Source organism: Streptomyces sp. NPDC005494 (assembly GCF_042872025.1).
Classification (GTDB): domain Bacteria; phylum Actinomycetota; class Actinomycetes; order Streptomycetales; family Streptomycetaceae; genus Streptomyces.
Window position 1 is genome coordinate 349,058 of sequence record NZ_JBIAJR010000001.1, and the last position, 26,228, is coordinate 375,285.

Consider the following 26,228-nt stretch of genomic DNA (forward strand, 5'->3'; position numbering starts at 1 on the left):
TGTGCAGGCGTGTCGGTAACTTCGCGTCACTTTAGTCCACCCTGCCATCCGATCCATTCCCGATCAACGAACGGCGCAGCGCGTCGTACCGCCTGAGCGATGCGGCGAACCTCACCCGGTCGGGCGTCCGGGCGTGAGGCTTGTGGGTTACCTCACAACAAGCCACGTTGACGTTCTTTGTCCCCTTCCACAGCACGCCGGGAGCAATGGCGGAGGATAACGTCATGGTTATGTCGACTTCTGCGCAGTCTTCCGCCGAGACCGATTCCCCCACCACCTCCGGTGCCCCGTCCGGAGAGACAGTCACCGACCGTCTGGTCGACCTGAACACGCGTTACGCGGAGGCGTTCACCGACCCGGGCATGGACGCGCGACCCGTACTGAAGGTCGCCGTCGTCGCGTGCATGGACGCCCGCCTCGACCTCCACCGGGCGCTGGGCCTGGAGCTGGGTGACTGTCACACCATCCGCAACGCGGGCGGCGTGGTCACCGACGACGTCCTGCGGTCGCTGACCATCAGTCAGCGCGCGCTCGGCACCCGCAGCGTCATCCTCATCCACCACACGAACTGCGGCATGGAGTCCCTCACCGAGGACTTCAGGCGGGAGCTGGAGCTCGAGGTCGGGCAGCGCCCGGCCTGGGCCGTGGAGGCCTACTCGGACGCCGACCAGGACGTCCGGCAGTCGATGCAGCGTGTGCGCACGTCACCCTTCCTCCTGCACACGGACGACGTCCGCGGATTCGTCTTCGACGTGACCACGGGCAAGCTGCGCGAGATCCTCCCCGCCTCCTGAAGTCCCCCGACATACGGACCACATCCGGCATATCGCCCCCAGTTGTCCACAGGCGAGTGACACGAAGCGGTAACGGCAACAAGAATGCGGGTGTGACATCTCTCCGGGTCCTCCGGAGAGTGTCCGTATTTCGGAGCGGGCCGGGCGGCTCTGTGCGTCGGCCCGTGCACAAGGGGCCGAGGAGGGCCGGGTGACGACCTATGACGATCGAGCGAGCCTCACAGATCTGACCACGACAGCGGAGCGGGTGCGCAGGTCGGTCGAGGGTGTGATCGAGGGCAAGCCTGAGGTCGTACGGCTCTCGCTGACCGTGCTGCTCGCCGAGGGGCACCTCCTCATCGAGGACGTGCCCGGGGTCGGCAAGACGATGCTGGCCAAGGCGCTGGCGCGGTCCATCGACTGCTCGGTGCGGCGCATCCAGTTCACACCGGATCTGCTGCCCTCCGACATCACCGGGGTGTCGATCTTCGATCAGCAGCGGCGTGACTTCGAGTTCAAGCCCGGCGCGATCTTCGCCCAGATCGTGATCGGCGACGAGATCAACCGTGCCTCGCCCAAGACCCAGTCGGCGCTGCTGGAGTCGATGGAGGAGCGGCAGGTCACGATGGACGGCCAGACCTATGAGCTGCCCGATCCCTTCATGGTCGTCGCCACGCAGAACCCGGTCGAGATGGAGGGCACGTATCCGCTGCCCGAGGCTCAGCGCGACCGGTTCATGGCCCGTGTCTCGATCGGGTACCCGAGCGCGGAGGCCGAGCTGCAGATGCTCGACGTGCACGGCGGCGCCTCACCGCTGGACGACCTGCAGCCGGTGGCCCACGCCCACGACATCGTGAAGCTGATCGAGGCGGTGCGCATGGTCCACGTGGCCGAGTCCGTCCGGCGGTACGCGGTGGAGCTGGTGGGCGCCACCCGCCGGCACCCGGATCTCAGACTCGGGGCGTCCCCGCGCGCGACCCTCCATCTCCTGCGGGCGGCCAAGGCCTCGGCGGCGCTCGCCGGGCGTGACTACACCCTGCCGGACGACGTCCAGGCCCTCGCGGTGCCGGTGCTCGCGCACCGCCTGCTGCCCACGGCGCAGGCGCAGCTCAACCGCCGTACCTCCGAGCAGGTCGTGCTCGACATCCTCCAGCGCACCCCGGTGCCGACCTCGGGTGGCGCTGCCGCCCCGGCACAGCCCCAGCACCGGCCCGGCGGCCCGGTGTACGGCCCGCAGCCCGGCGCCCGGCGGCTGTGATGACGGCCGGTGGGCCCGGCCCTGTGGACGAAGGCGACGACAAGGGCGGCCTGCGGGCGGCTCTGAGCGGGCTGACGACGCGGGGCCGGTCGTTCCTCGCCGCCGGGGTGGCGGCGGCCGCCTGCGCCTACGTCCTCGGCCAGGGTGATCTGCTGCGGGTCGGTCTGCTGCTTGCGGTGCTCCCGCTGGTCTGCGTCATCGTGCTCCACCGGACCCGCGACCGGGTGGCAGGCAGCCGGCGGCTGTCCCCGTCCCGGGTGCCGGCGGGATCGGAGTCGCGGGTCCATCTGCGTATGGAGAACGTCTCGCGGCTGCCCACGGGCCTGCTGATGCTCCAGGACCGCGTCCCCTACGTGCTGGGCCCCCGGCCCCGGTTCGTCCTGGACCGGGTGGAGGCGGGCGGTGTCCGGGAGGTGTCCTACCGAGTCCGGTCCGATCTGCGCGGGCGCTATCCGCTGGGGCCGCTCCAGCTGCGGCTCAGCGATCCCTTCGGCATGTGCGAGCTCACGCGTTCCTTCAGCGCCTACGACACCCTCGTCGTCGTCCCCCGTACCGAGCCGCTTCCGGCGCTGCGGCTGGCCGGTGAAGCCTCCGGGTACGGCGACGGAAGGCAGCGTTCGCTGGCACTGGCGGGCGAGGACGACACCATTCCGCGCGGCTACCGCCACGGCGACGACCTGCGGCGGGTCCACTGGCGGTCCACCGCGCGCTACGGCGAGCTGATGGTGCGCCGGGAGGAACAGCCGCAGCGGGCCAGGTGCACGGTGCTCCTGGACACCCGGCGGATCGCCTATGAGGGCGCTGGGCCCGGGTCGGCCTTCGAATGGGCCGTGGCCGGGGCGGCCTCCGCCCTGCTCCACATGCTGGAGCGCGGCTTCGCGGTGCGGCTCCTCACGGACGACGGGAGCACCGTGCCCGGCGAGACCGCCGAGGGCTATGCGGGATCGACCCAGGATTCCGCGGATTCGGCGGGCCTGATGATGGACACCCTGGCGGTCGTCGACCACTCCGACGGGGGCGGCATCTCCCGCGCCCACGACGTGCTCCGGGGGAGCAACGAAGGGCTGCTGGTGGCGTTCTTCGGTGATCTCGACGAGGAGCAGAGGGCCGTGGCGGCCAGGATGCGGCAGCGCAGCCGCGGGGCCGTCGCGTTCGTGCTCGACAGCGACGACTGGGCGCGCGGCAGGACCGCCGCTCCGGCGGCTCCGGCCGCCGAGCGCCTGCGGGTGCTGAGGGAAGCGGGATGGACAGCGGTGCCGGTGCCGCCCGGGGCGGAGCTCTCCCGGCTCTGGCAGCAGGCGGGCCAGGAGCACTCCGGCACCGGATCGACGACAGGGTTCTCCGGGGGATGGTCATGAGTGGTCGTACCCGACTGGCGCTGTGCGCCTTCGTGGCCACGATGCTGGCGGCGGGGGCGCTGCTGCCTCTGGTCGAGACGTCGAAGTGGGTGCTGCAGGCCGGTTTCCTGCTGGCCGTCCAGACCGGTGTGGGCGCGCTCGCCCGCCGGATGCGCCTCGCGCGGATACTGACGGTCTCCCTCCAGGTGGCCGTCACCCTCGTGACGCTCACGGTGGCGTTCGCCAGGGGCCACGCCCTGTTCGGTGTGCTGCCCGGTCCGCAGGCGGTCCAGCACCTCGCCGACCTGCTGACCGCGGGCGCCGACGACGTCAGCAGGTACGCCATCCCCGCACCTGCGACGGACGGCATCCGCCTGATGCTGATCGGCGGTGTGCTGCTCATAGGCCTCGCCGTGGACGTCCTCGCGGTGACCTTCCGCACGGCCGCACCAGCCGGACTGCCGTTGCTCGCCCTCTACTCGGTGGCGGCCGGGCTCTCCGACGGCGGCGCGGGATGGCTCTGGTTCACGCTCGCCGCGTGCGGGTATCTGCTGCTCCTGCTGGCCGAGGGCCGGGACCGGCTGTCCCAGTGGGGGCGGGTCTTCGGCGGTGTGTCCCGTACGTCGAACGGTCTGGCCGCCGGTTTGGAGGGCTCGGGACGTGCCCTCGCCCCGGTCCGCACGGGACGGCGTATCGGCGCGGTGGCGCTGGGCATCGCACTGGCCGTCCCCGCCGCCCTTCCCGCGCTGGACGGCGGGCTCCTGGGCGGCACGGGCGGCGGGACGGGCCGGGGTGGAGGCGGAGGGACGATCTCGGCGGTGAATCCGCTGGTCTCCCTCCAGAACAACCTCAACCAGCCGGAGAACCGGGAGGTGATGACGTATCGCACCAACTCCGCGAGCCCGCAGGACTTCTATCTGCGCATTCTCGCGCTGGACCAGTTCAGCGGCGGCGAGTGGCGGCCGTCGACCCGCCGGCTGAGGGATGTGCCGGACCGGCTGCCTCAGCCGAGCGGGCTGGGCACGGATGTCGCCGTCACCGAGATCCGGACGAACATCTCGGCCTCGCGTTCGTACCAGCAGACGTATCTGCCGCTCCCCTACCCGGCGAGCGAGGTGGACGTCCAGGGCCGCTGGAGGTACGAGCCCGAGGGGCGCACCCTCGTCGGTGACGACGGCCAGACGACGGGCGGCGCCCGCTACGAGGTCAGCAGCCTGGTGGTGGAGCCCACGGCCTCGCAGCTGGGCGCGGCGAGAGCACCGCGTTCGGAACTGGTCCGTGAGTACACCCGGCTCCCCGCGTCGCTCCCCGACGTGGTCGAGGAAACGGCCGAGCGGGTCACGGAGGGCGCGGCCGACGACTACGAGCGGGCCGTGAAACTCCAGGACTGGTTCGCTTCCGGGGGCGGTTTCCGTTACGACACGACGGTGACCTCGGGGACCGGCACGACGGCGATCGAACGGTTCCTGAAGGAGAAGGAGGGCTTCTGCGTCCACTTCTCCTCCACGATGGCCGCGATGGCCAGGGCGCTGGGAATTCCGTCCCGGGTCGCGGTGGGCTTCACGCCCGGCACGGTCCAGGCCGACGGTTCGGTGTCGGTGGGGCTGCGGGACGCGCACGCCTGGCCCGAGCTGTACTTCGAGGGCGTGGGGTGGACCCGCTTCGAGCCGACTCCGTCCCGCGGAAGCACCCCGGCGTACACCCGGCCGGACGTGCCCTCCCAGGACCCGAGCGATCCCGCGCTGCCCACGGACGGTGCCTCCGTGGCGCCGACGGCTGCTCCCTCCGCGTCGGAGTCGTGCCCGGCGCAGGAGCGCCGGCAGGGCCAGTGCGGTGTGGCCCCGGTTCCCGGTGCGGTGGATTCGGCCGATCCGGGGACGCCGGTCGGTGAGGTGGTCCTGTGGGTCCTGGGCTCCCTGGCGGTGCTGACGCTCCCGTTGCTGCCGATGCTCTGGCGACTACGGGCGCGGAGCCGCCGGCTGGGTTCCCCCGGCCGTACGACCGCGGACGCCACCCCACGGCCGGGCCAGGCCGCGGACGGTTCCGTACGACCGGCTGGCTTCGACGGCGCGGCGGACTCGGGGGCCCGCCCCGGGCGGCTCGGTTCCTCCGGCCGTACCTCCGCGGATGCCGCCGCACGGGTGATGGCCGCCTGGCGGGAGATGACCGACACGGCCTGGGACCACGGCATCGTCCCGGACGAGTCGCAGACCCCTCGCAAGGCCGCGGCCCGTGTCGTACGACTGGGTGGCCTCGACGGAGCTGCGGCCTCGGCGGCCCACCGGCTGGCGGGTTCGGTGGAGCAGGTGCTGTACGCCCCGGAGCCCCGCGCGGTCGCCGGGTCGGCGGAGGACGTGCGGGAGGTACGGGCGGGGCTGTGGGCCTCGGCCGGCCGCTGGGGCAGGGTGCGGGCGACGCTCGCTCCCCGTTCCGCCGTTCGGGTGATCTGGGCGATTTCGGAGGGACGGGCGGAGCTCGGCCGGAGGTGGTCGGACCGGCTGGGACGTGCCGGCTGGGCGGCGCGTCTGCGCAGGCCGTCGCGGCAGCAGGGCTGACGCCGGGATCGGGCCTCGACCTGCACCGACAGGCCCCAGGCCCGGTCCCGCGCTCACCCACTCCGGTGCTCCCGGGACCCTCGGCATCGCCGCCCGGCACTCCCGGCGCCCACGCCTTCCCCGGCTCACCGGCTCCCGCCCAGCCGGCGGTCATGCCAGGCCGGGGCCGCGGCCCTCGATTCGGGCCGGGCCCAATGACGTGAGTCAGGGTTGGTCTGAAAGTCACGGAGCCCGGCCGGTGCCGGTGTGCGGCAGGCGCCGCCCGTGCCCCGCCTCCACCCCCGTACCGGCCGACACCGGTCCCGCACCGGCCGTGAGCCGGCAACGCGTGAGGGGCGGTCGCAGAGTGCGACCGCCCCTCACGTGGGGTCCAGCGTCAAGTTCTCGGTGTGCGCGCACCGCGTCGCAGGCCGGGGGGTGTCCACCGGCCGGGGCGCAAAGCGCTCACTGGCCCTGTTCGTCGCGGCGGCGCTGCCACCGCTCTTCGATCCGGTTCATCATCGACCGGCGCTGCCTGGGGTGTCGGCGTTCGCCTCCACCCCCGCTCGCACTCCCGGCCGGCTGCTGCTCACCGGGCTTGGGCGCCTTGCGCCACCCGGTGACCGCCAGCACGGCGCAGCCCAGCATGACGAGGAAACCCGCCACGCTGACCCAGGTCTGCTGGAAAACCATTCCGGCCATGAGGAGCGCGATACCCACCAGAAAGCCGACCACCGCCTGGTAGACCCGTCGCCGGGTGTACCTGCGCAGCCCGCTTCCCTCAAGCGCTGTAGCGAACTTGGGATCTTCGGCGTACAGCGCTCGCTCCATCTGCTCGAGCATTCGCTGCTCGTGCTCCGAGAGCGGCACGGAGTCCTCCTCGTCGTCGGCCGCGGGGGCGACCGGTATGCGGCCCTTCCAGGATAGGCAGGGATTCGCCCCCGTGAAACCCGCCCTCTAGCCATAGCCAGTCCGGACCGCCATGTCGGCTCGGCTGCTGAGGCGTAGATTCCCCGACCTCCGATCCGTCATGCCGGATGGTGTCACCCGATCATACGGGGCTCGCGGCCCGATCGGGTGTTCTGGGCGGTACTCCGTCTGCAGCTGCGTTGCTGATCAGCCGTGCTCCGGCCACTCCGTGTCCACGCCCGTGCGGGCCCGCCGTCACGGCCTAGGCGCGCTTCTCCCCCAGAACGTGCAGCTGGGTCGCCACGGCCTGGAAGGCCGGCAGTTCCGCCACGGCCGCCTCCAGCCTGAGAAGCTCCTCCATCGCACCGGGCTCGGTGTCCACGAGAACGCCGGGAACGAGGTCGGCGAAGACCCGCACACCGTGCACGGCGCCCACCTCGACACCCGCGTCGGTGACCAACTCCGTCAGCTGGCCGGTGGTGAACCTGCGGGGCACGGGGTCGCCGCCGCCCCACCGTCCCGCCGGGTCCGTCAGCGCCTGCCTGGCCTCCGCGAAGTGTCCGGCGAGCGCCCGCGCCAGGACGGCACCGCCGACGCCGGCGCCGAGCAGGCTGAGCGCGCCGGACGGGCGGAGCGCGTCGACCGCGTTCCGCACGCCCTCGGCGGGGTCGTCCACGTACTCCAGGACGCCGTGGCAGAGGACCGCGTCGTAGCTGTCGCGCTCCACCACGTCGAAGAGGCCGAGGATGTCGCCCTGGACGCCCCGCACCCGCTCGGCGACCCCGGCCTCGTCCGCACGGCGCTCCAGCGCGAAAAGGGCGTTGGGGCTGGGGTCGACCACGGTGACCCGGTGCCCGAGGCGGGCGACGGGCACCGCGAAATTGCCGGTGCCGCCGCCCGTGTCCAGTACGTCCAGGGTTTCCCTGCCGGTCGCCTTGACCCGGCGCTCGAGAGCGTCCTTGAGAACCTCCCAGACCACGGCGGTACGGAGGGAGGCGCGGGGGCGCAGCTGGTCCGACACGGCGATTGACTCCTCGGCGCGGTGCCGCCACGGACGGCGGAGCGTGAACGGTGCAGGTGGTACGGGTCCTCTCCACCCTATTGCCTCGCACCGCCCCGACAGTCACTCCCCGTCCCGCCGCCGGCCCGCCCCGTCCCTCCGGGGGTTCGGCAGCACGGGCTGGAGGGACAGCAGCCGCTCGACCAGCCGCAGAAACACGGCGACGTCGCGCAGCAGATCATCGGCGTCCCGGCTGGTGGCGGCGCCAGGTATACCGGCCTCCGCACGGGCCCTGCGCCCGGCCCCGGAGGCGAACAGGGCGCTCCACTCCGTCAGTTCGGGAGCGATGTCCGGCAGCACCTCCCAGGCGCTGCGGATGCGCTCCCTGCCGCGGCGGCCGGTCTCGGGCCGGCCGCGGGCGGCGAGGACGGCGGCGGCGGTACGCAGCGCGGCGAGGTGCGCGGTGGCGTAGCGCTCGTTGGGCACGGCGAGTGTGGCGGCCTCCTCCAGGCCGGTGTGGGCCTGGGCGAGGAGATCGAGGGCGGCGGGCGGTGCCGTGGTGCGGCGCAGCACGGGGTGGACGTCGGTTGCCGGACCGGTCAGTGAGGGGGCAGGGCTGACTGCGCGGCGCCGCGGGGCGGCGGCTGCGGACGAGCTGGCCATGACGAACCTCCTGTCGTCGTGTGACGGCTTCGTGGCCGTCTGCATCCATCGTGACGCCCCCCACTGACAATCCCTCAGAACCACCCTCTGACCTGCCACTTTGCTTCGCGCACGAGTTCGGGCTAGCTTTTTGCACTGACTGGTCAGTTCAAAAGACGGGGGTGAGGTCGTGGACGGCCCGCACGGGGCGGCAGTGAGCGCCGAGGACTTCGGACTGAAGGGACCTCGCGGCTGGGCCTTCCAGGGCGTCGGGTTCTCCGCCGCTCCCGGAACACTCGTCGCGGTCGAGGGGCCCTCCGGCTCGGGCCGCACCTGCCTGCTGCTCGCGCTCACCGGCCGGATGCGTGCCACGTCGGGCCGTGCCGAGGTGGGCGGCGAGCGCCTGCCGGGGCGGCTCGCGGCCGTACGCCGGTTCAGCGCGCTCGGCCCGGTTCCCGGGGTGAGCGAGCTGGACCCCTCCCTCACCGTCGCGGAGCACCTGCGGGAACGGGCTCTGCTGCAGCGGCGTTTCGGCGCCTCGCCGCGCGCCCTGCTGCGCTCCCGTGCCGTGCGCGCCGCCACGTCGCGGGCCACGGTCGACACCGCGCTGGAGGCCGCCGGGCTGGACCTCGCGGCGCTACCCAAAGCCGAACGGACCTCCGTACGCGACCTGGAGCGTCTGGAGGCGCTGCGCCTGTCCGTCGCCCTCGCGCTGACCGGTCGCCCCCGGCTCCTCGCGGTGGACGACACCGACCTCAAGCTCTCGCCCGCCGAACGCTCGCAGGCCTGGGAGCTGCTGCGCGCCCTCGCCGCCGGCGGGACCACCGTGCTGGCCGTGTGCAGCGAAGCACCGGAGGACGCCCTGACGGTCCACACCCGCCCGGCGACCGGGGCCGCTCGCCCCGCCGGCGGCACGACCACGGAGAAGGAGACGGCCGATGCGATCGCCGAAACTGGCCGCGCTTGAGCTGCGGAGGTTCGGCAGGGGCCGGATGCCGCGTGCCGCACTCGTCGCACTGCTCCTGCTGCCGCTGCTGTACGGAGCCCTGTACCTCTGGTCGTTCTGGGACCCGTACGGCCGGCTCGACCGCATCCCCGTCGCGCTGGTCAACGAAGACAGGGGCACGGACACCGGAGGGGAACACCTCGCGGCCGGGGACGAGATCTCCGGCAGGCTCCTCGACTCCCGGGTCTTCGACTGGCACGAGGTCGGCTCCGCCGAAGCCGAACGGGGCGTCGAGGACGGGACGTACTACCTCTCCCTGACCATGCCGCCGGACTTCAGCGAGCGGATCGCGTCGAGCGCCGGGGACACCCCGGAGACCGGCGCCCTCCAGGTCCGTACGAACGACGCCAACAACTACATCGTCGGCCAGATCTCCAGGACGGTGTTCGCCGAGGTCCGCAGCGCCGCGTCGGCCAAGGCCTCGCGCGGCTTCCTGGATCGGATCTTCATCAACTTCTCCGGCCTGCACGACGCCACCGCGAAGGCGGCCGAGGGCGCCGACGACCTCCGGAGCGGTGTCGAGAAGGCGAAGAAGGGCTCCAAGGAACTCGCGGAGGGCCTCAAGGACGCCAAGGCGGGCAGCGGGAAACTCTCCAAGGGCGTCACCCGGCTCGACAAGGGCGCGGGCGAACTGGCCACGGGATCCCGGCAGGTCGCCGACGGCACCCAGCTCCTCGCCGACAAGGCCGGCAAGGCCGCAGCCGACGTACGCCCCTTCCTGAAGGACAACGGCAAGGCCATCGGCGACGCGGCACGCCTGGTCGCCGACTCGTCGAAGGCCGTACGGGACAACCTCGACCTGCTGGTCGAGGCGGCCCCCGGCGCCGCGACCGCCGCCCACACGGCCTCCGGCGAGCTCTCCGAGGTCTACCGCACGCGCTGCGAGGACCAGCCGGTTCCCGACCCCGGGGTCTGCCCCCAGCTGAAGCGCGCGGTGACGGCGGCGGCGGACGTCGCCGCGGTGGCCGACGACGTGAACGCCCTGGTCACGGACCAGAAGGGCGATCTCAACAAGCTGCGTACGCAGCTGGCCACGCTGGAGAAGCAGGCCGACGCCCTCGCGAAGCGCTCACCGCACCTGGACACGGACCTGGAGTCCGCCGTCGCGAGGATCAACAAGCTCAACACCGGCGCGCACAAGGTCGCCTCGGGTGCCGGCACGCTCCACACCGGACTGGGCACCGCCAGAACGGGCGCCGGGGACCTGGACGCCGGGGTGAAGAAGCTGAAGACGGGCGCCACGAGCCTGAAGAGCGGGCTGTACCGGCTGGGCGACGGTTCGGCGACGCTCGCCCAGGGGCTGAACGACGGGGTCGGGAAGATCCCCGACTACGACAAGGAGGACCGCGACGCCCGTACCGGTGTGATGGCCGACCCGGTGCGGCTGGCCTCGTCATCGCTGCACGCGGCGCCCAACTACGGCACCGGCTTCGCCCCTTACTTCATCCCGCTCTCCCTCTGGGTGGGCGCGATGGTGGCGTACATGCTCATCCAGCCGCTCAACCGGCGGGCACTCTCGGCCGGGGCCCCGGCCTGGCGCATCGCCTTCGCGGGCTGGCTGCCGGTCGCCGCGATCGGCCTGCTCCAGGTGGCCGCCCTGATGGCGGTGCTGCACTGGCGGCTCGGTCTGCAGATGACGCACGCCGCCGGGACGCTCGCCTTCCTGGCCCTGGTCACGTGCTGCTTCGCCGCGATCGTGCAGTGGCTCAACGCCCGCTTCGGCGCGGCGGGGCGGATCCTGGTGCTCGCGGTGCTGATGCTCCAGCTGACCTCGGCCGGCGGCACGTACCCCGTCCAGACCAGTCCCGGGTTCTTCGGGGCGATCCACCCCTTCCTGCCGATGACCTATGTCGTGGAGGGGCTGCGGCGGCTGATCACGGGCGGCGGGCTCGGCCCGGTCTGGCAGGGCTGCGCCGTGCTGCTGGCCTTCACGGCGGGCGCGCTGGCGCTGACCGCCCTCTCCGCCCGCCGCAAGCAGGTGTGGACGCTGGACCGGCTCCACCCGGAGCTGAGTCTGTGACCGCGTCCGCACCTGTGAGAATCGGGGGCATGGACAGCAGTAGCACCACGCGCCGCCAGGCCACCCGGCAGAAACTCTACGAGGCGGCCGTCACCCTCATCGCGGAAAAGGGCTTCTCGGCGACCACGGTGGACGAGATCGCCGAGCGGGCCGGGGTCGCCAAGGGCACGGTCTACTACAACTTCAAGAGCAAGACCGAGCTCTTCGAGGAGCTGCTGCGCCACGGCGTCGGCCTGCTCACCCAGTCGCTGCGCTCCGCCGCCGAAGGGACGGACGCCCGCGGCGGCACCCGGGTGGAGGCGCTGGACGCGATGATCCGGGCCGGCCTGGTCTTCATCGACCGCTACCCGGCTTTCACGCAGCTGTACGTCGCGGAGCTCTGGCGCACCAACCGAGCCTGGCAGTCGACCCTCCTGGTGCTGCGTCAGGAGGCGGTCGCCGTCGTCGAGGGGGTGCTCAGGGAGGGCGTGGCCAACGGGGAGCTCAGCGAGGAGATCGACATCCAGCTGACGGCAGCGGCCCTGGTGGGGATGGTGCTCGTGGCGGCGCTCGACTGGCAGGCGTTCCAGCCGGAGCGGACGATCGACGACGTGCATTCCGCCCTGTCCCTGCTGCTGCACGGCCGCGTCAGCGGGCACTGAGCCGAAGCGGGCACCGAGGCCCGGAAGCGGCACCGGGGCCCGGAGGCCGGAAGGCCACCAGGGCGACGGGCCACGCGAGAACGCCGGTCCGGTGGAATTCGATCCCCCCGAATTCCGCCGGACCGGCGTCCCGTTCCGCCGCGAAGCTCTCCCCCGTGACCCCGTCCCCCATGGTCCCGGAGCTCCGCGCCGTGTGCCCCCGTTGCGTCCGGGGTGCAGCGCCGTTCCGCCGCCCCGTGCCGGCGGTCCGGGCGCCGCGCCCCTTCCGTGGTCACCACTCTTCCGTCTGCGCAGGTGAGAGCCCATCCGCGCCCCTACTCATCTCGACGCCTAGGTAGGGATACTCAGCCCTGGGTGGCAGGGCCCACCCGCGCACCGGTCCGGCTGGCTACGATCGCGTCCGTGTCCGTACTCCCCCTGGTGTTCACAAGTGGCTGGGCCAGCGGGATCAACGCCTACGCGGTGATCCTGCTCCTCGGTCTCTTCGGCGCGACCGGTCTCAGCGACGAGGTGCCCGATGCGCTGCAGCGCACGGATGTGCTCGTGGCCGCCGCGGTGCTCTTCCTGTGCGAGGCGGTCGCCGACAAGATCCCGTACGTGGACTCGGCCTGGGACACCGTGCACACGGTGGTGCGGCCCGTGGCCGGGGCGGTCGTCGCGGCCCTGCTGGCCGGTGGGAGCGGGTCTCTGCCGGAGGTCGCGGCCGGAGCCGTCGGCGGCTCGACGGCGCTGATGAGCCACCTGGTGAAGGCGGGTACCAGGATGGCGGTCAACACCTCGCCCGAACCCTTCAGCAACATCGGGGTCAGCCTCGCCGAGGATCTGGGCGTCGCCGGGATCATCACCTTCGCGATCTTCAACCCCGTGGCCGCGGCCGCCGTCGCCGCGGTCCTGCTCCTGCTCGGCCTGGTGATACTGGTCTTCCTCGCCTCCCGCATCCGCCGGTTCCTGCGGCGCAGGGCGCAGCGCCGCGAGGAGAGGCGTCCGGCGGCGGAGGACTGGCACCGGCCTCCTGGGTGACGTGTCGGTGGCACCCCGTAGGGTCGGTCACATGGCACGAATTGCGGTGATCGGCGCCGGGGTGGGCGCGATGGCGACGGCAGCCCGGCTCTCCGTGGCAGGCCACCGGGTGACGGTGTACGAGCGGTCCGAGACCTACGGCGGCTCGCTCGGCCGGTATGCCCGTGACGGCTTCGTCTTCGACACCGGCCCCGGCCTGCTGCACCTGCCCGCGGTCTACCGCGACCTGTTCGTGAAGACGGGCAAGGAACCGCTGGAGCGGTGCGTCACGCTGACCCAGGTGGATCCCGCGAGCCGTCACGTCTTCGCCGACGGCACCACGGTGTCGCTGCCCAACGCCTCCAGGGCCGGGGTCGTCGGCGCGCTGGACCAGGCGCTCGGGGGCGGGGCCGGAGCCCGCTGGGGGGATTTCCTGGACCGGGCCGGGACGGCGTGGGACCGGTCGCGCAGGCCCCTGCTGGAGGAACCGCTGCGCGAGGACCCGCGGGTGCTGGGCCGCGACCCCTACCCCTCGGTCCGCCGGCGCAGGCTGCTGCGCTCCCCCCTGGTGGCGGGGACGGTGGCGGAGATCGGCGCCTGGGAGCTGACGGACCCCCGGCTGGCAGCACTGCTCGACGGCTACGCCCTGTCGTACGGGCTCGACCCCCGCCGCGCCCCGGCCGCCGCCGCTCTCCTCCCGTACATGGAGGAGACCTTCGGCAGCTGGTACGTCGCGGGTGGCATGCGGGCCCTGGCCGACGCGGTGTACGAGCGGTGCCTGGCCCGCAAGGTGGAGTTCGTCCTCGGCGCCGAAGTCGTCCGGGTCACCGAGAAGGACGGCAGGGCGGCGGGGGTCGAGCTGGCGGACGGCAGGAGCGTGGAGGCCGCCCATGTCGTCCTGGGCGCACAGCCGGGGCCCGGTCTCGTGCCGGGACCGCCGCAGGCGCGCAGCGGGGTCCGGGAGACCCCGGTGCCCGGCCGGTTCCTCGTCCTGCTGTCGCTGCGCGGCGCCCGCGAGCCCGGTGCCGCGCACCGGACCGTGGTGCACGCCGGGGACCCCGCCGCGGAACAGGAGGCGGTGTTCGGCGGCCGGACGGCCGAGCGGCCCACGGTGACGGTCCTGCGGCCCGACGATCCGTCCACCCGCCCCGACGAGGAGCACGAGGCGGTGACCCTGATGGTGACGGTGGCCCCGCACGGTCCCGTCGACTGGACGGACGCGGCGCTGCGCGAACGCTTCGCGGACTCGGTGATCGGCCAGGCCGCCGGAGCGGTCCCCGGTCTGCGCGAGCGGATACTCCACCGCGAGATCCGCACGCCCGCCGAGACCTCGGCCGACACCGGCGCCGAGGGCGGTTCGGTGCCCGCCCCGGCCCTGGCCGGGGCGGGAGGCGCCTTCCTGCACGCCGCGAACCGCACTCCGCTGCCGGGCCTGTACCTGGCCGGCGGCTGGTCCCACCCCGGCGGCGGACTGGCGCACGCCGGGATGTCGGGGGCCCTGGTCGCGGGACTCGTGGTGGAGGGCGACGACTTCCGCGGCTCCCGATGAGCCGCGGCCTGTCGGGTGCCGGCCGGTCGCCGGGTCAGTAGCGGTACTGCTCGTTCTGGCCGGCGTCGTAGCCGTTCCCGTACGGGGCGGGCTGCGCGGGTGCCTCGGGGGGCAGCGGGGGGTACTGCTCACGCTCACGCTGCTGCGGGACCCACACACCGCCCGGCGGGGTGTCGGAGGCGTACTGCCCGGCATAGGGATCGGCCGGCTGCTGCGCGGCGCCGTAGGAGTCGTAGCCGCTGTCGTAGGAGTCGTACGAGAGGTACTGCCCGGCTCCCGGGGCGCCGCCCGTTCCGATGTACGGGTCGGAGTAGGCCGCGTAGCCCGCCTGGTCCGTGCCGTAGTCGTACTGCCCCGCGTAGGTGCCCTGGCCCTGGTGGGTGTCCTGGCTCTCGTAGCCGCCCTGGGTGTACGGGTCCTGGGACGGCTGCTCGTAGCCGTTGTACGGGTCGTAGGCGGCGTACTGCGGCTGCGCGCCGTGCTGGTCCTGCCCGTGCTGGTCGTGCTGGTCCTGCCGGCCACCGCCGGTCCGCGACTCGTCGGTGTAGATGCCGTACTGCCCGGTGTCGTCCGGCATCGGCTGCGGCTCGTAGACCGCCGAGGGGGCTGCCTGCGGCTCCGGGGCGCCCTCGTACTCCAGGCCGGAGACCTCGAGGGTGGGCTTCGCGCCGCCCTGGGCGGCCCCGCCGCGACGGCGGCGGCTCTCGCCCGGGCTGCCGCCTATGGCCCATCCGGTCGAGAAACCGCGCCGGAAGGAGAGCGTCACATAGGTCTGCCCGGTCGCGAAGGCGATGGCCCCGAGGGCGATCACCAGCACGGAGGGGATGAGCACACCCAGGACGACGCCCAGGAAGCCCGCGAAGGCGAGCAGACGCCAGCGCAGCCGCGCCTTGTACTGCAGCAGCACCTCGCCCAGCAGCCACAGCGCCACTATGCCGAATGCGATGTAGAGGACCGTCCAGCCCACGCCCGCCCCCTCCTGCGGCCACCGCCCCGGTTGGTGGCGGGTACGGCCGGTCAGGACTGCTTGTGCAGTCCGAGATTCTCGTAGATCTCGAGTGTCGCCGTCGAGTTGTTGAGCGTGATGAAGTGCAGCCCCGGGACACCCTCGGAGATCAGCTTCGCGCAGAACTCCGTGGCGAACTCGATGCCAATGGAGCGTACAGCCGCCGGGTCGTCCTTCGCGGCGAGGATGCGTTCTTTCAGTGCGGACGGCAGGGACGCGTTGCTGAGCTGGGCGAATCGTTCCAGTTGTTTCACGCTGGTGAGCGGCATCACCTCGGGAATGACCGGGGTCTCGCAACCGGCGGCGACCACACGGTCACGCATCTGGAGATAGCTCTCCGGGTGGAAGAACATCTGGGTGATCGCGTAGTCGGCGCCGGCCCTGCACTTGTCGACGAAATGCCTGACGTCGGAGTCCCAGTCGGACGACCGCGGATGCATTTCGGGAAAAGCGGCGACGCCGACGCAGAAGTCGCCGGCCTCCTTGATGAGCCTGACGAGATCGGCGGCGTACCGCACCCCCTGCGGGTGCTCGATCCACTCGCCCATCGGGTCGCCGGGCGGGTCACCGCGCACCGCGAGGATGTTGCGGATCCCGGCGTCCGCGTACTGCCCCACCATGTTGCGCAGCTCGGCGATCGAGTGGTCGACCGCGGTGAGGTGGGCCACCGGGGTGAGCGTGGAGTCCGCGGCGATCTGCTGGGTCGCCCGCACGGTCCCGGCACGGGTCGACCCGCCGGCCCCGTACGTCACGGAGACGAAGCTCGGTCCCACCGCCTCTACCCGGCGCAGGGCGTTCCAGAGGTTCCGCTCGCCCTTCTCGGTCTTGGGCGCCCAGAACTCGAACGAGTAGGACATCTCGCCGGTCGCGAGGAGCTCACGCACGGTGCGCGCGTGATCCGTCCTGGTGGAAGGTGTACCAAGGGCCATACCGGGAGGTTAACCAGGGCCTGGCGGTACCCCAACCATAGACAGGAATTTGTCCGGAATGAGGCGGATTTTGTCCACCCCTCGGACATCTCCCCTTCACCCGTCACCCGGCCCGCTGGAAGACGGGCCTCCGGTTCAGCTGGAGCGCTCCCTGATGCGCCGTGCGAGGGCTTCGGTCGCCGCCGCCGGATCGGCGGCCTCGGTGATGGCGCGCACGACGACGACGCGGCGTGCTCCGGCGTCCAGGACCTCGTCCAGATTGCCGGCATCGATTCCGCCGATGGCGAACCACGGCCTTGTCGTGCCGAGCGAGGCCGCGTAGCGCACGAGGCCCAGGCCCGGCGCGTGCCGGCCGGGCTTGGTCGGCGTGGGCCAGCAGGGGCCCGTGCAGAAGTAGTCGACGCCCGTCTCGGCGGCGGCGGCGTCGACCTCGGCCTCCGCATGGGTGGAGCGCCCGATCACGGTCCCCTCGCCCAGGACGGCGCGGGCGGCGGGCACCGGCAGGTCACCCTGCCCGAGGTGCAGTACGTCGGAGCCGATGGCGTGGGCGACGTCCGCCCTGTCGTTCACCGCCAGGAGCGCACCGTGGCGCTTGCAGGCATCGGCGAACACAGCCAGGTGGTCCAGCTCCTCGGCCGCCTCCATGCCCTTGTCGCGCAACTGGACGATGTCGACCCCGCTGGACAGCACCGCGTCGAGGAATTCGGGGAGATCACCCTGTCGCTTCCGGGCGTCCGTGCACAGGTAGAGCCGGGCGTCGGAGAGCTGGGAGCGAGGCGTGGACATGATGGATTCCCCCGTCGGTGCGTCGATGGATCACTGGTACGTCGGAGAACGGACGAGCCGGTAACGGCGGAGTGCGGGCCGCGTGTGTCACGGCCCGCACCCCGCTCACGGTCGCCCGGTCAGACGGCGAGCGCCTGGGCCCGGCGCTTCACCTCCGTACCGCGATTCTCGCTCAGGGCCTGCGCCGGGGTTCCGGGCAGGGTCGGGTCGGGGGTGAAGAGCCACTCCAGCATCTCTCCGTCGTTGTAGCCGTCGTCCCTCAGGAGCGTCAGGGTCCCTGCGAGACCCTTGACCACCTTGGTGCCGTCGATGAAGGCGGCAGGCACCTGGAGCGTCCGGTTCTCACCACGGCGTACGGCGATGAGCTGGCCTTCCTTGACCAGCTGCCGCACGCGCGTCACCTCGACATCGAGCATTTCCGCGATGTCGGGAAGGTGGAGCCAGGCGGGGACGAGAGCATCGATCTTTGCGTCAATCTCGGTCACAAGGACAAGCGTGCCATCCCGGACCGACAGCCGGTAGCCGGGCCGGGCGTACGAGGCCGCGCCTACTCCGCGAGAGCCGCCGATTTCAGCGGTACGGAGGAGTCGGCCGCCTTCACGGGATCGATCCGGGCCCCTGCTTCGACGAGCCGGCGCCCCTGGGCCAGATCGCGCGGCCTGCTGACGGCCAGCACGGCGACCAGGACTTCCCCGCGCAGCCAGCAGACCGTCCAGGACGGGTCCGCGGGGTCGCCCCGCCACAGCAGGGTGTCGGCCCCGGCGTGGTGCCCGGCGTACTGCACGAAGCGGCCGAACTGCTCGGACCAGAAGTAGGGCACCGGGTCGTACGTCCTGGCCACACCGTCGGCGAGGGCGGCGGCGACCGCCCGGGGGCCCTGGAGCGCGTTGTCCCAGTGGTGCACGAGCAGCCGGACCCCGTAACGGGCGGAAGGGAACGACGCGCAGTCGCCCACCGCGTGGACGTCGGGCAGCGAGGTGCGCAGCGAGCTGTCCGCGGTGACCGACCCGTCCGGCCCCAGGGCGATGCCGGAGTCCGCCAGCCAGCGCGTGGCGGGCCGCGCGCCGATGCCGACGACGACCGCCCCGGCGGGCACGGTCCGGCCGTCCGTGAGGTGGACGGCGCCCGGCTCCACGCGTGCGACCCGTGCCCCGGTGAGGAGTTCGGCTCCGCTCTCGGCGTACCAGGCGGCCATCGGGGCGGCGACCTCGGCGGGCATGGTGCCGGCGAGGGGGCGGTCGGCGGCCTCGACGACGGTCACCGCACACCCGGCCGCGCGCGCCGCGGTGGCGAACTCGGCACCGATCCAGCCCGCTCCGACGATCACCACGTCGTGCTGCCGTTCCAGGACGGGCCGCAGCCGGGCGGCGTCGTCGAGGGTGCGCAGGAGATGCACGCCGGGCACACCTTCGGAGCCGGGCAGCACCACGGGTTCCGCCCCGGTGGCGAGGACGAGTGCGTCGTAGCCGACAGGGCCCTCGGGGGTGTCCAGCTCGTGGTCGGCCGCGCGCAGGCCGGTCACGTCGAGCCCCAGGCGCAGGGTGATGTCGAGGGCCTCGAAGTCGACGTCGAAGGCGGAGTCCTCGGCCTTGCCGAGCAGCACCGCCTTCGACAGGGGCGGCCGGTCGTAGGGCTGGTGCGGTTCCGCGCCGATGAGGGTGACGGCGCCGGTGAAGCCCTGTTCGCGCAGGGCCACCGCCGTCTGCACACCCGCCATGCCCGCGCCGACGATCACGACGTCGCGGGGCGGGGCTCCCGCCGCCCGGTCCTGTGTCTGCTCGCTCACCCGTCCACCCTAGTCACCTGGCGTGACGTCAGCCCGCGAGCTCCTCGACCACGCTCGTCCCGCTGCCCTCCTGGGACTCCCATTCCCACTTCTCGTCGAGGCGCACGCGCCCGTCGGGGAGTTCCGTGACCGTCGAGACGCAGTGCCCGGAGGACGTCGTGCCGTCCTGCTTCAACTGGACGTAGCGGAAGTCCAGTACGTCGGCTTCCCGGGTGCCGACGAGGTGTCCGCGGACGACGTCACCGCCCTCGTAGTCGGCCCATATACGGCCGTCCCGCTCGTGATAGGTGAAGCGGGTCCGGGTGCCGACCTGCCCGGGGGCCTGGTCGGCGACGGGCGAGAGGACGAGTCCGTCGAGTGAACGGGCCACGGGTACTGCTCCCTTACTGGCTTCGGGCGGTGGGGTTTAGGCTGGCCACCGTAAGGCACTCGCGGGAGTCCGGACGCACCGGGCTGAGAGGGAGGCTGGCCGGCCTCCGACCGTACGAACCTGATCCGGGTCATGCCGGCGAAGGGAGGGGCTGGACGCCCATGCACATCTCCGCACGGAGTTCCGACGTCCTGGTCATCGGCGGCGGTATCATCGGCCTGGTGACCGCCTGGCGGTCGGCCCAGCGCGGTCTGCGCACCGCGCTGGCCGACCCGGAACCCGGCGGCGGCGCCGCGCAGGTCGCCGCCGGGATGCTCGCCGCCGTCACCGAACTCCACTACGGCGAGCAGATGCTGCTCGGCCTGAGCCTCGCCTCGGCGGCGCGCTATCCGGCGTTCGTGGCAGAGCTGGAGGAGGCGAGCGGGCAGGAGACCGGCTTCCGGACCTGCGGCACGCTGGCGGTGGCCCTGGACTCCGACGACCGGGCCCATCTCCGGGAGCTGCACGCCCTGCAGGAGCGTTCAGGGCTTGAATCGGAGTGGCTAAGTGGCCGCGAGTGCCGTCGTCTGGAGCCGATGCTCGCCCCCGGTGTGCGCGGCGGGCTGCGGGTCGACGGCGACCACCAGGTGGACCCCAGGAGGCTCGCCTCGGCACTGGTCACGGCCTGCGAGAGGGCCGGGGTGGTCTTCCACCGGGCCTGGGCGCAGCGCCTCTCCTCCACGGGAGGCCGTGCGACGGGCGCGGTCCTCGCGGACGGTACGGTGCTGGCCGCCGGCCAGGTCGTACTCGCCGGCGGGAGCCTCAGCGGCCGGCTCGCCGGACTGCCCGATCCGGTCGTGCCGCCGGTGCGTCCGGTCAAGGGGCAGGTGCTCCGGCTGACCGTGCCCCCGGCGTACGCCCCCTTCCTCAGCAGGACGGTCCGGGCCGTCGTCCGCGGCAGCCAGGTCTACCTCGTGCCGCGTGCCGACGGTGAACTGGTGGTGGGCGCCACCACCGAGGAGATGGGCTGGGACACCACCGTGACCGCGGGCGGTGTCTACGAGCTGCTGCGCGACGCCCATGAGCTGGTGCCCGGCATCACCGAACTCCCGCTGAAGGAGACGCGGGCCGGGCTGCGGCCCTCCTCGCCCGACAACGCGCCGCTGCTCGGCCCCACCGCGATGCCCGGGCTGCATCTCGCCACCGGGCACCACCGCAACGGGGTGCTGCTGACGCCCGTGACCGGTGACGTGATGGCCCATGTGCTGACCACCGGTGAGCTGCCCGAGGCGGGCCGCCCCTTCGCCCCGCACCGTTTCGGCCGTTCCCCCCTGACCGCATCCCCCGAAGCCCTCGCGCCGCAGGAGCAGCCCGCATGACACAGCCCGCGCCCGGTCCCGGCACCGTCCCCGCCGTCGCACCCGTCACCGCCCCGGTCTCGATCTCCGTCAACGGGGAACCCCGCACCGTCCCCGCGGGCACCGCGCTGGACGCCCTGGTCGCGACGCTGACCACGGCCCACTCCGGTGTCGCCGCCGCGGTCGACGAGGCGGTCGTCCCGCGCGGCGCGTGGGCCGCCACCACGCTCGTGGAGGGCAACCGCGTCGAGGTGCTCACCGCGGTCCAGGGAGGCTGACCATGTCCGACGATCTCCTCGCTCTCGGCTCCTCCACGTTCTCGTCGCGGCTCATCATGGGAACGGGCGGGGCGCCGAGCCTCGACGTGCTGGAGCGCTCCCTGATCGCCTCCGGCACCGAACTGACCACCGTCGCGATGCGCCGGCTCGACCCCACCGTGCAGGGGTCCGTCCTCTCCGTACTGGAGCGCCTCTCCATCCGGGTCCTGCCCAACACGGCGGGCTGCTTCACCGCCGGGGAGGCGGTGCTCACCGCCCGGCTGGCCAGGGAGGCGCTCGGCACCGACTGGATCAAGCTCGAGGTGGTCGCCGACGAGCGGACCCTGCTGCCCGATCCGATCGAGCTGCTGGACGCCGCGGAGGCACTGGTCGACGACGGCTTCACGGTCCTGCCGTACACCAACGACGACCCCGTCCTGGCCCGCAGGCTCCAGGACGTGGGGTGCGCGGCGATCATGCCGCTCGGCTCCCCCATCGGCTCGGGCCTCGGCATCCGCAATCCGCACAACTTCCAGCTGATCGTCGAGCAGGCCGAGGTCCCGGTGATCCTGGACGCCGGGGCGGGCACGGCGTCGGACGCGGCCCTGGCGATGGAGCTGGGCTGCGCCGCCGTGATGCTCGCCTCGGCGGTGACCCGGGCGCAGGAACCGGAGCTGATGGCCGCGGCGATGCGCCACGCGGTCGAGGGCGGGCGCCTGGCGTACCGCGCGGGGCGCATCCCGCGCCGCCACTTCGCCGAGGCCTCCTCCCCCGTCGGCGGCCGGGCGGTGCTGGACCCGGAGCGCCCCGCCTTCTGAAAGACCCGCACGCGAGGCCCCGCCGGTCACGACCCGTGCATGCCCCTGTCACGGCTCGGCTCCAGAACGACTGCCCGGTACCCCTGGCCCATCCGTGGTGTCCGTGGCAGCTCGTAGACTCGCTCCGTGGACACGACCCTCCAGGACCCCCTTGTCGGGCAGCTGCTCGACGGCCGCTATCGCATCGACGCACGCATCGCCGTCGGCGGTATGGCCACGGTCTACCGGGCCGTGGACACCCGCCTGGACCGTGTGCTGGCCCTCAAGGTGATGCATCCGGCGCTGGCGACCGACGCCGCGTTCGTCGAGCGCTTCATCCGTGAGGCGAAGTCCGTCGCGCGGCTCGCTCACCCGAACGTGGTGGGCGTGTTCGACCAGGGCGCCGAGGGCGCGTACGTCTACCTGGCGATGGAGTACGTCGCGGGGTGCACCCTGCGCGACGTGCTGCGCGAGCGGGGCGCCCTGCAGCCCAGGGCCGCGCTGGACATCCTGGAGCCGATCCTCGCCGCGCTCGGGGCCGCGCACCGGGCGGGCTTCGTCCACCGCGACATGAAGCCGGAGAACGTCCTGATAGGGGACGACGGCCGGGTGAAGGTCGCCGACTTCGGCCTCGTACGCGCCGTGGGCACCGCCACGGACACCACCGGCTCGCTCCTGGGGACGGTCTCCTACCTCGCCCCGGAGCAGATCGAGCAGGGCACCGCCGACACCCGCTCCGACGTGTACGCCTGCGGTGTGGTGCTGTACGAGATGCTCACGGGAGGCAAGCCGCACTCCGGTGACACCGCCGCACAGGTCATCTACCAGCACCTCAACGAGGACGTCCCGCCCCCGTCGCTCGCCGTCCCCGGCCTGGCCGCCGGCCTGGACGAGCTGGTGGCGACGGCCACCGCGCGCAACCCCGAGCTGCGTCCGCACGACGCGGTGGCCCTCCTCGCCCTGTCCCGTGAGGCGCGCGGCGCGCTCACCGGGGAACAGCTGGACGCGATGCCCCCGCAGGCCCTCGCGGAGACGCGCGACGCCGGTGAGGACCGCACGAGCGTGATCCCCCGGGTGATACCGGCCGGCCAGGGCACCGCACACCACACCAGCCGGCTGGAGATGCCCCCTGCCCTGCCGCCGGACCAGGGGCGCGTCCGGCGCGGGATGTCCTTCGCCGGGGGTGGTCGTCGCGGGGTGTACGCCGCGCTCGTCGCGCTGCTGCTCGTGCTGGGAGCCGGCGCGGGCGTCTGGTACATCAACTCGGGACAGTTCACCCGGGTCCCCTCTCTCCTGGGCCAGACGCAGAGCGCGGCGGAACAGCGGCTCTCGGACGCCGGACTGGACCTCAAGGGGGTCCAGCGCGCCTACAGCGACACGGTCGAGCGCGGCAAGGTGGTCAGCAGCGATCCCGGCTCGGGCGACCGGATCCGGAACAACGACGCGGTGGAGCTGGTGATCTCGCGTGGCCCGGAGATCGTGAAGGTGCCCGACGTCGAGGGCCTCTCGCTCGGTGACGCCCGGCGCGACCTGAAGAAGGCGGGGCTGGCTCCCGGGATGGTGACCCGGGAGTTCAGCGAGGAGACCGGCCGGGGTGAGGTGATCCGTACGGACCCGGCCATGGGCACGGAACGGCGCCCCGACTCCGCGGTCGCGCTGGTGGTCAGCAAGGGCAGCCCGGTCGACGTCCCCGACGTCACGGGCCTCGGCGTCGAGGAGGCGGAGGCCGCCCTCGACGAGGCGGGTCTGAAGGCGAAGGTCCTGTCCGAGCGGGTCCACGCCCCCGAGGCCGAGGGCGAGATCGCGCGGCAGACGCCCGGCAGCGGCGCGGAGGCCGCGGAGGGCGACACCGTGGAGCTGACGGTCTCCAAGGGGCCGCGCATGCTCGCTGTCCCCGATGTCACGGGCAAGGACGTCGACGAGGCGCGGAGCACACTGGAAGAGGCGGGGTTCGAGGTCAACGTCGACCGCCCGCTCCTCTCGTTCAGCGACACGGTCGGGAGCCAGTCGGTGGAGGGTGGGGAGAAGGCCGCCGAAGGCTCCACGATCACCATCAGGACCAAGACCCTCTGAGAAGCACCGAGGACTGACAGCACATGCGCAATCCCGTAGGCGGTCACGTGCCGGTGGCCGGCGGACTCGCCAAGGTCGGCCTCGGCTACGCACGCGAGCTGGCGGCCGAGACCGTGCAGGTCTTCGTCGCCAACCCGCGAGGCTGGGCCACTCCGTCCGGGAACCCGGCGCAGGACGAGCTGTTCCGTGCCGAGTGCGCCGCCGAGTCCGTTCCCGCGTACGTCCACGCTCCGTACCTGATCAACTTCGGCTCGCACACGGAGGCCACGGTCGAGCAGTCGGTCCTGTCCCTGCGCCACTCGCTGCGGCGGGCCAGGGAGATCGGCGCCCTGGGTGTGGTGGTGCACACCGGGTCCGCGACGGGCGGACGGCCGCGTTCCGACGCCCTCGCCCAGGTGCGTACGCACATGCTTCCGCTGCTGGACGAGCTGACCCATGACGACGACCCGTTCCTGCTCCTGGAGTCGACCGCAGGCCAGGGCTCCTCGCTCTGTTCACGGACGTGGGACTTCGGTCCGTACTTCGAGGCCCTGGACTCCCACCCCAAGCTGGGGATCTGCCTGGACACCTGCCACATCTACGCGGCGGGGCACGACCTGACCGGTCCCACGGGAATGCGCCAGACCCTGGATCTCCTGGTGGAGACGGTGGGTGAGGGCCGGCTGAAGCTGATCCACGCCAACGACTCCAAGGACGTGGTGGGGGCGCACAAGGACCGGCACGAGAACATCGGCGCGGGTCACATAGGCGCCGAGCCGTTCCGTGAGCTGTTCTCACACCCGGCGACCGAAGGCGTCCCGCTGATCATCGAGACGCCCGGCGGCAAGGAAGGTCACGCGGCGGACGTGGCGCGGCTGAAGGAGCTCCGGGACGCCCGCTGACGGGCGGGGGCGCCCGGGTGGCCCCGGCACCGCCTCGGTGCGGGGGCGTCAGAGCTCGGGGCCGTCCCCCGGCTCCTCCTGGTAGGAGTAGCGCTGCTCGCTCCACGGGTCGCCGATGTTGTGGTAGCCGCGCTCTTCCCAGAACCCGCGGCGGTCGGCGGTCATGTACTCGATGCCCCGGACCCACTTGGGGCCCTTCCAGGCGTACAGGTGCGGCACGACGAGACGCAGCGGAAATCCGTGTTCCGCGGTGAGCAGTTCACCGTCCTTGTGGGTGGCGAACAGCGTCAGGTCGGACGTGAAGTCCGCCAGCCGCAGATTCGAGCTGAACCCGTATTCCGCCCAGACCATGACGTGGGTGACCTGAGGCGCGGGCGGAGCGAGTTCCACGATCTCGCGGGCCAGGATTCCGCCCCATTCAGCTCCGAGCATGCTGAATTTGGTCACGCAGTGGAGATCCGCCTCGACGGACGAGAAGGGCAGCGCGGAGAATTGCTGGTGATTCCAGCAGTGCTTGTCCCCGTCGGCCGTTGCCCCGAAGACCCGGAACTCCCAGCGGTCGGGCTTGAATTTGGGCACGGGCCCGTAATGGGTGACCGGCCAGCCGCGCTGCAGCCGCTGACCCGGCGGAAGCCCGGACTGCTCTGCTGTGCCGCGTTCCCGGCTTTCCGGATGACCCATGCCTCCATGGTGACAGACAGGCAGGGGTGGTCATGACCAGGGGAGAGTGGATTCGGGCAACTCATACTAAGCATGCACTTACTGGACGACCACGTGGCGCGATGCGAGGATGCGCGCACACGTACCCCGTTCACGGTGGAAGGAGCCTCTGCGATGCAGGGCGACCCCGAGGTCCTCGAGTTCCTGAACGAACAGCTGACCGCCGAATTGACTGCCATCAATCAGTACTTCCTGCACGCGAAGATGCAGGACAACTTCGGCTGGACGAAGCTCGCCAAGTACACCCGGGCCGAGTCGTTCGACGAGATGAAGCACGCGGAGATCCTCACCGACCGGATCCTGTTCCTGGACGGGCTGCCCAACTACCAGCGGCTCTTCCACGTGCGGGTCGGCCAGACGGTCACCGAGATGTTCCAGGCCGACCGCCAGGTCGAGGTGGAGGCGATCGACCGCCTCAAGCGGGGAATCGAGGTCATGCGCGGCAAGGGGGACATCACCTCGGCGAACATCTTCGAGTCCATCCTGGAGGACGAGGAGCACCACATCGACTACCTCGACACCCAGTTGGAACTCGTGGAGAAGCTCGGCGAGCCGCTCTACATCGCCCAGCTGATCGAGCAGCCCGAGAGCTGATCCGGCCCGGACCGTGCGCGCGGG

General features: G+C 72.2%; 25 protein-coding genes and 1 riboswitch. Of the genes, 15 read left to right on the forward strand and 10 right to left on the reverse strand.

Annotated features, from left to right (window positions below; genetic code table 11):
• Window positions 1–230 precede the first annotated feature (230 nt).
• The 4 genes from ACFYQ6_RS01590 to ACFYQ6_RS01605 all read left to right on the forward strand — a co-directional run bounded on the left by ACFYQ6_RS01590 (window position 231) and on the right by ACFYQ6_RS01605 (window position 5,923).
• Window positions 231–794 carry a carbonic anhydrase gene (locus ACFYQ6_RS01590; RefSeq protein ID WP_361570287.1) on the forward strand — a complete coding sequence of 188 codons (564 nt, stop codon included), beginning with the start codon at window positions 231–233 and terminating at the stop codon, window positions 792–794.
• Between the two features lie 190 nt (window positions 795–984).
• On the forward strand, window positions 985–2,031 hold the full coding sequence (locus ACFYQ6_RS01595) for an AAA family ATPase (protein WP_388759723.1): 1,047 nt from the start codon (window positions 985–987) through the stop codon (window positions 2,029–2,031).
• Window positions 2,031–3,389 carry a DUF58 domain-containing protein gene (locus tag ACFYQ6_RS01600; protein WP_361570293.1) on the forward strand — a complete coding sequence of 453 codons (1,359 nt, stop codon included), beginning with the start codon at window positions 2,031–2,033 and terminating at the stop codon, window positions 3,387–3,389. The genes ACFYQ6_RS01595 and ACFYQ6_RS01600 overlap by 1 nt, the downstream gene beginning before the upstream one ends.
• The gene (locus tag ACFYQ6_RS01605) at window positions 3,386–5,923 is read left to right on the forward strand and encodes a DUF3488 and DUF4129 domain-containing transglutaminase family protein (RefSeq protein WP_388759726.1); all 2,538 of its coding nucleotides are present in this window, start codon (window positions 3,386–3,388) and stop codon (window positions 5,921–5,923) included. Before ACFYQ6_RS01600 ends, ACFYQ6_RS01605 begins: the two co-directional genes overlap by 4 nt.
• Before the next feature lie 444 nt (window positions 5,924–6,367).
• On the opposite strand, the gene ACFYQ6_RS01610 is transcribed toward ACFYQ6_RS01605, so the two are convergent.
• From ACFYQ6_RS01610 to ACFYQ6_RS01620, 3 genes are all read right to left on the reverse strand, one after another.
• Entirely contained in the window at window positions 6,368–6,772 is a 405-nt protein-coding gene (locus ACFYQ6_RS01610) for a DUF3040 domain-containing protein (RefSeq protein ID WP_361570299.1), read from the reverse strand.
• Between the two features lie 301 nt (window positions 6,773–7,073).
• On the reverse strand, window positions 7,074–7,832 hold the full coding sequence (locus ACFYQ6_RS01615; protein WP_388759729.1) for a class I SAM-dependent methyltransferase: 759 nt from the start codon (window positions 7,830–7,832) through the stop codon (window positions 7,074–7,076).
• A 102-nt stretch (window positions 7,833–7,934) separates the two neighbouring features.
• On the reverse strand, window positions 7,935–8,474 hold the full coding sequence (locus ACFYQ6_RS01620; RefSeq protein ID WP_361570304.1) for an SAV_6107 family HEPN domain-containing protein: 540 nt from the start codon (window positions 8,472–8,474) through the stop codon (window positions 7,935–7,937).
• 169 nt (window positions 8,475–8,643) lie between these two features.
• Between ACFYQ6_RS01620 and ACFYQ6_RS01625 the strand changes: the two genes are divergently transcribed.
• From ACFYQ6_RS01625 to ACFYQ6_RS01645, 5 genes are all read left to right on the forward strand, one after another.
• Entirely contained in the window at window positions 8,644–9,420 is a 777-nt protein-coding gene (locus tag ACFYQ6_RS01625) for an ATP-binding cassette domain-containing protein (protein ID WP_388759732.1), read from the forward strand.
• Window positions 9,392–11,479, forward strand: a complete 2,088-nt coding sequence (locus ACFYQ6_RS01630) for a YhgE/Pip domain-containing protein (RefSeq protein WP_361570310.1) — start codon at window positions 9,392–9,394, stop codon at window positions 11,477–11,479. Before ACFYQ6_RS01625 ends, ACFYQ6_RS01630 begins: the two co-directional genes overlap by 29 nt.
• Window positions 11,480–11,508: 29 nt before the next feature.
• On the forward strand, window positions 11,509–12,120 hold the full coding sequence (locus ACFYQ6_RS01635; protein ID WP_361570313.1) for a TetR/AcrR family transcriptional regulator: 612 nt from the start codon (window positions 11,509–11,511) through the stop codon (window positions 12,118–12,120).
• Between the two features lie 402 nt (window positions 12,121–12,522).
• Window positions 12,523–13,140, forward strand: coding sequence for a DUF4126 domain-containing protein (locus ACFYQ6_RS01640; RefSeq protein WP_361570316.1), 618 nt, complete (start codon window positions 12,523–12,525; stop codon window positions 13,138–13,140).
• A 31-nt stretch (window positions 13,141–13,171) separates the two neighbouring features.
• Window positions 13,172–14,668 carry a phytoene desaturase family protein gene (locus tag ACFYQ6_RS01645; protein ID WP_388759736.1) on the forward strand — a complete coding sequence of 499 codons (1,497 nt, stop codon included), beginning with the start codon at window positions 13,172–13,174 and terminating at the stop codon, window positions 14,666–14,668.
• Window positions 14,669–14,702: 34 nt separating this feature from the next.
• On the opposite strand, the gene ACFYQ6_RS01650 is transcribed toward ACFYQ6_RS01645, so the two are convergent.
• The 6 genes from ACFYQ6_RS01650 to ACFYQ6_RS01675 form a co-directional block, all read right to left on the reverse strand.
• On the reverse strand, window positions 14,703–15,635 hold the full coding sequence (locus tag ACFYQ6_RS01650; protein ID WP_388759738.1) for a hypothetical protein: 933 nt from the start codon (window positions 15,633–15,635) through the stop codon (window positions 14,703–14,705).
• Window positions 15,636–15,685: 50 nt separating this feature from the next.
• Entirely contained in the window at window positions 15,686–16,603 is a 918-nt protein-coding gene (gene metF / locus ACFYQ6_RS01655; RefSeq protein ID WP_361570325.1) for a methylenetetrahydrofolate reductase [NAD(P)H], read from the reverse strand.
• A gap of 135 nt (window positions 16,604–16,738) precedes the next feature.
• Window positions 16,739–17,389, reverse strand: a complete 651-nt coding sequence (gene thiE / locus ACFYQ6_RS01660; RefSeq protein ID WP_361570328.1) for a thiamine phosphate synthase — start codon at window positions 17,387–17,389, stop codon at window positions 16,739–16,741.
• 119 nt (window positions 17,390–17,508) lie between these two features.
• Complete coding sequence (locus tag ACFYQ6_RS01665) at window positions 17,509–17,874, reverse strand: Rv2175c family DNA-binding protein (protein ID WP_361570331.1); 366 nt, start codon at window positions 17,872–17,874, stop codon at window positions 17,509–17,511.
• A 62-nt stretch (window positions 17,875–17,936) separates the two neighbouring features.
• Window positions 17,937–19,175, reverse strand: coding sequence for an FAD-dependent oxidoreductase (locus ACFYQ6_RS01670; protein ID WP_361570334.1), 1,239 nt, complete (start codon window positions 19,173–19,175; stop codon window positions 17,937–17,939).
• 28 nt (window positions 19,176–19,203) lie between these two features.
• Window positions 19,204–19,545 carry a hypothetical protein gene (locus ACFYQ6_RS01675; protein WP_361570336.1) on the reverse strand — a complete coding sequence of 114 codons (342 nt, stop codon included), beginning with the start codon at window positions 19,543–19,545 and terminating at the stop codon, window positions 19,204–19,206.
• Between the two features lie 51 nt (window positions 19,546–19,596).
• Window positions 19,597–19,709: riboswitch (TPP riboswitch) on the forward strand.
• Here ACFYQ6_RS01675 and thiO point away from each other — a divergent pair.
• The 5 genes from thiO (at window position 19,707) to ACFYQ6_RS01700 (ending at window position 24,890) form a co-directional block, all read left to right on the forward strand.
• Window positions 19,707–20,903: a glycine oxidase ThiO gene (gene thiO, locus ACFYQ6_RS01680; protein ID WP_388759743.1), complete on the forward strand. Its 1,197-nt coding sequence runs from the start codon at window positions 19,707–19,709 to the stop codon at window positions 20,901–20,903. It overlaps the preceding riboswitch by 3 nt.
• Complete coding sequence (gene thiS, locus ACFYQ6_RS01685) at window positions 20,900–21,160, forward strand: sulfur carrier protein ThiS (protein ID WP_361570342.1); 261 nt, start codon at window positions 20,900–20,902, stop codon at window positions 21,158–21,160. The genes thiO and thiS overlap by 4 nt, the downstream gene beginning before the upstream one ends.
• A 2-nt stretch (window positions 21,161–21,162) precedes the next feature.
• Complete coding sequence (locus ACFYQ6_RS01690) at window positions 21,163–21,957, forward strand: thiazole synthase (protein WP_361570344.1); 795 nt, start codon at window positions 21,163–21,165, stop codon at window positions 21,955–21,957.
• 126 nt (window positions 21,958–22,083) lie between these two features.
• Window positions 22,084–24,009, forward strand: coding sequence for a Stk1 family PASTA domain-containing Ser/Thr kinase (gene pknB, locus ACFYQ6_RS01695; protein WP_388759747.1), 1,926 nt, complete (start codon window positions 22,084–22,086; stop codon window positions 24,007–24,009).
• Between the two features lie 23 nt (window positions 24,010–24,032).
• Window positions 24,033–24,890, forward strand: a complete 858-nt coding sequence (locus ACFYQ6_RS01700) for a deoxyribonuclease IV (protein ID WP_361570350.1) — start codon at window positions 24,033–24,035, stop codon at window positions 24,888–24,890.
• A gap of 48 nt (window positions 24,891–24,938) precedes the next feature.
• On the opposite strand, the gene ACFYQ6_RS01705 is transcribed toward ACFYQ6_RS01700, so the two are convergent.
• A complete protein-coding gene (locus ACFYQ6_RS01705; protein ID WP_361570353.1) occupies window positions 24,939–25,571 on the reverse strand; it encodes a sulfite oxidase-like oxidoreductase in 633 nt (210 codons plus the stop codon).
• Between the two features lie 153 nt (window positions 25,572–25,724).
• On the opposite strand from ACFYQ6_RS01705, the gene bfr reads away from it, so the two are divergent.
• Window positions 25,725–26,204, forward strand: coding sequence for a bacterioferritin (gene bfr / locus ACFYQ6_RS01710; RefSeq protein ID WP_007451289.1), 480 nt, complete (start codon window positions 25,725–25,727; stop codon window positions 26,202–26,204).
• Window positions 26,205–26,228: the final 24 nt, after the last annotated feature.

Bases quoted from the DNA above. Each gene is read 5' to 3' on its own strand.
- ACFYQ6_RS01590 (WP_361570287.1), top strand. From the start codon at position 231: ATGTCGACTTCTGCGCAGTCTTCCGCCGAGACCGATTCCCCCACCACC.
- ACFYQ6_RS01600 (WP_361570293.1), top strand. From the start codon at position 2,031: ATGACGGCCGGTGGGCCCGGCCCTGTGGACGAAGGCGACGACAAGGGC.
- ACFYQ6_RS01605 (WP_388759726.1), top strand. From the start codon at position 3,386: ATGAGTGGTCGTACCCGACTGGCGCTGTGCGCCTTCGTGGCCACGATG.
- ACFYQ6_RS01620 (WP_361570304.1), bottom strand. From the start codon at position 8,474: ATGGCCAGCTCGTCCGCAGCCGCCGCCCCGCGGCGCCGCGCAGTCAGC.
- ACFYQ6_RS01630 (WP_361570310.1), top strand. From the start codon at position 9,392: ATGCGATCGCCGAAACTGGCCGCGCTTGAGCTGCGGAGGTTCGGCAGG.
- ACFYQ6_RS01635 (WP_361570313.1), top strand. From the start codon at position 11,509: ATGGACAGCAGTAGCACCACGCGCCGCCAGGCCACCCGGCAGAAACTC.
- ACFYQ6_RS01645 (WP_388759736.1), top strand. From the start codon at position 13,172: ATGGCACGAATTGCGGTGATCGGCGCCGGGGTGGGCGCGATGGCGACG.
- metF (WP_361570325.1), bottom strand. From the start codon at position 16,603: ATGGCCCTTGGTACACCTTCCACCAGGACGGATCACGCGCGCACCGTG.
- thiE (WP_361570328.1), bottom strand. From the start codon at position 17,389: ATGTCCACGCCTCGCTCCCAGCTCTCCGACGCCCGGCTCTACCTGTGC.
- thiO (WP_388759743.1), top strand. From the start codon at position 19,707: ATGCACATCTCCGCACGGAGTTCCGACGTCCTGGTCATCGGCGGCGGT.
- thiS (WP_361570342.1), top strand. From the start codon at position 20,900: ATGACACAGCCCGCGCCCGGTCCCGGCACCGTCCCCGCCGTCGCACCC.
- ACFYQ6_RS01690 (WP_361570344.1), top strand. From the start codon at position 21,163: ATGTCCGACGATCTCCTCGCTCTCGGCTCCTCCACGTTCTCGTCGCGG.
- ACFYQ6_RS01700 (WP_361570350.1), top strand. From the start codon at position 24,033: ATGCGCAATCCCGTAGGCGGTCACGTGCCGGTGGCCGGCGGACTCGCC.
- ACFYQ6_RS01705 (WP_361570353.1), bottom strand. From the start codon at position 25,571: ATGGGTCATCCGGAAAGCCGGGAACGCGGCACAGCAGAGCAGTCCGGG.
- bfr (WP_007451289.1), top strand. From the start codon at position 25,725: ATGCAGGGCGACCCCGAGGTCCTCGAGTTCCTGAACGAACAGCTGACC.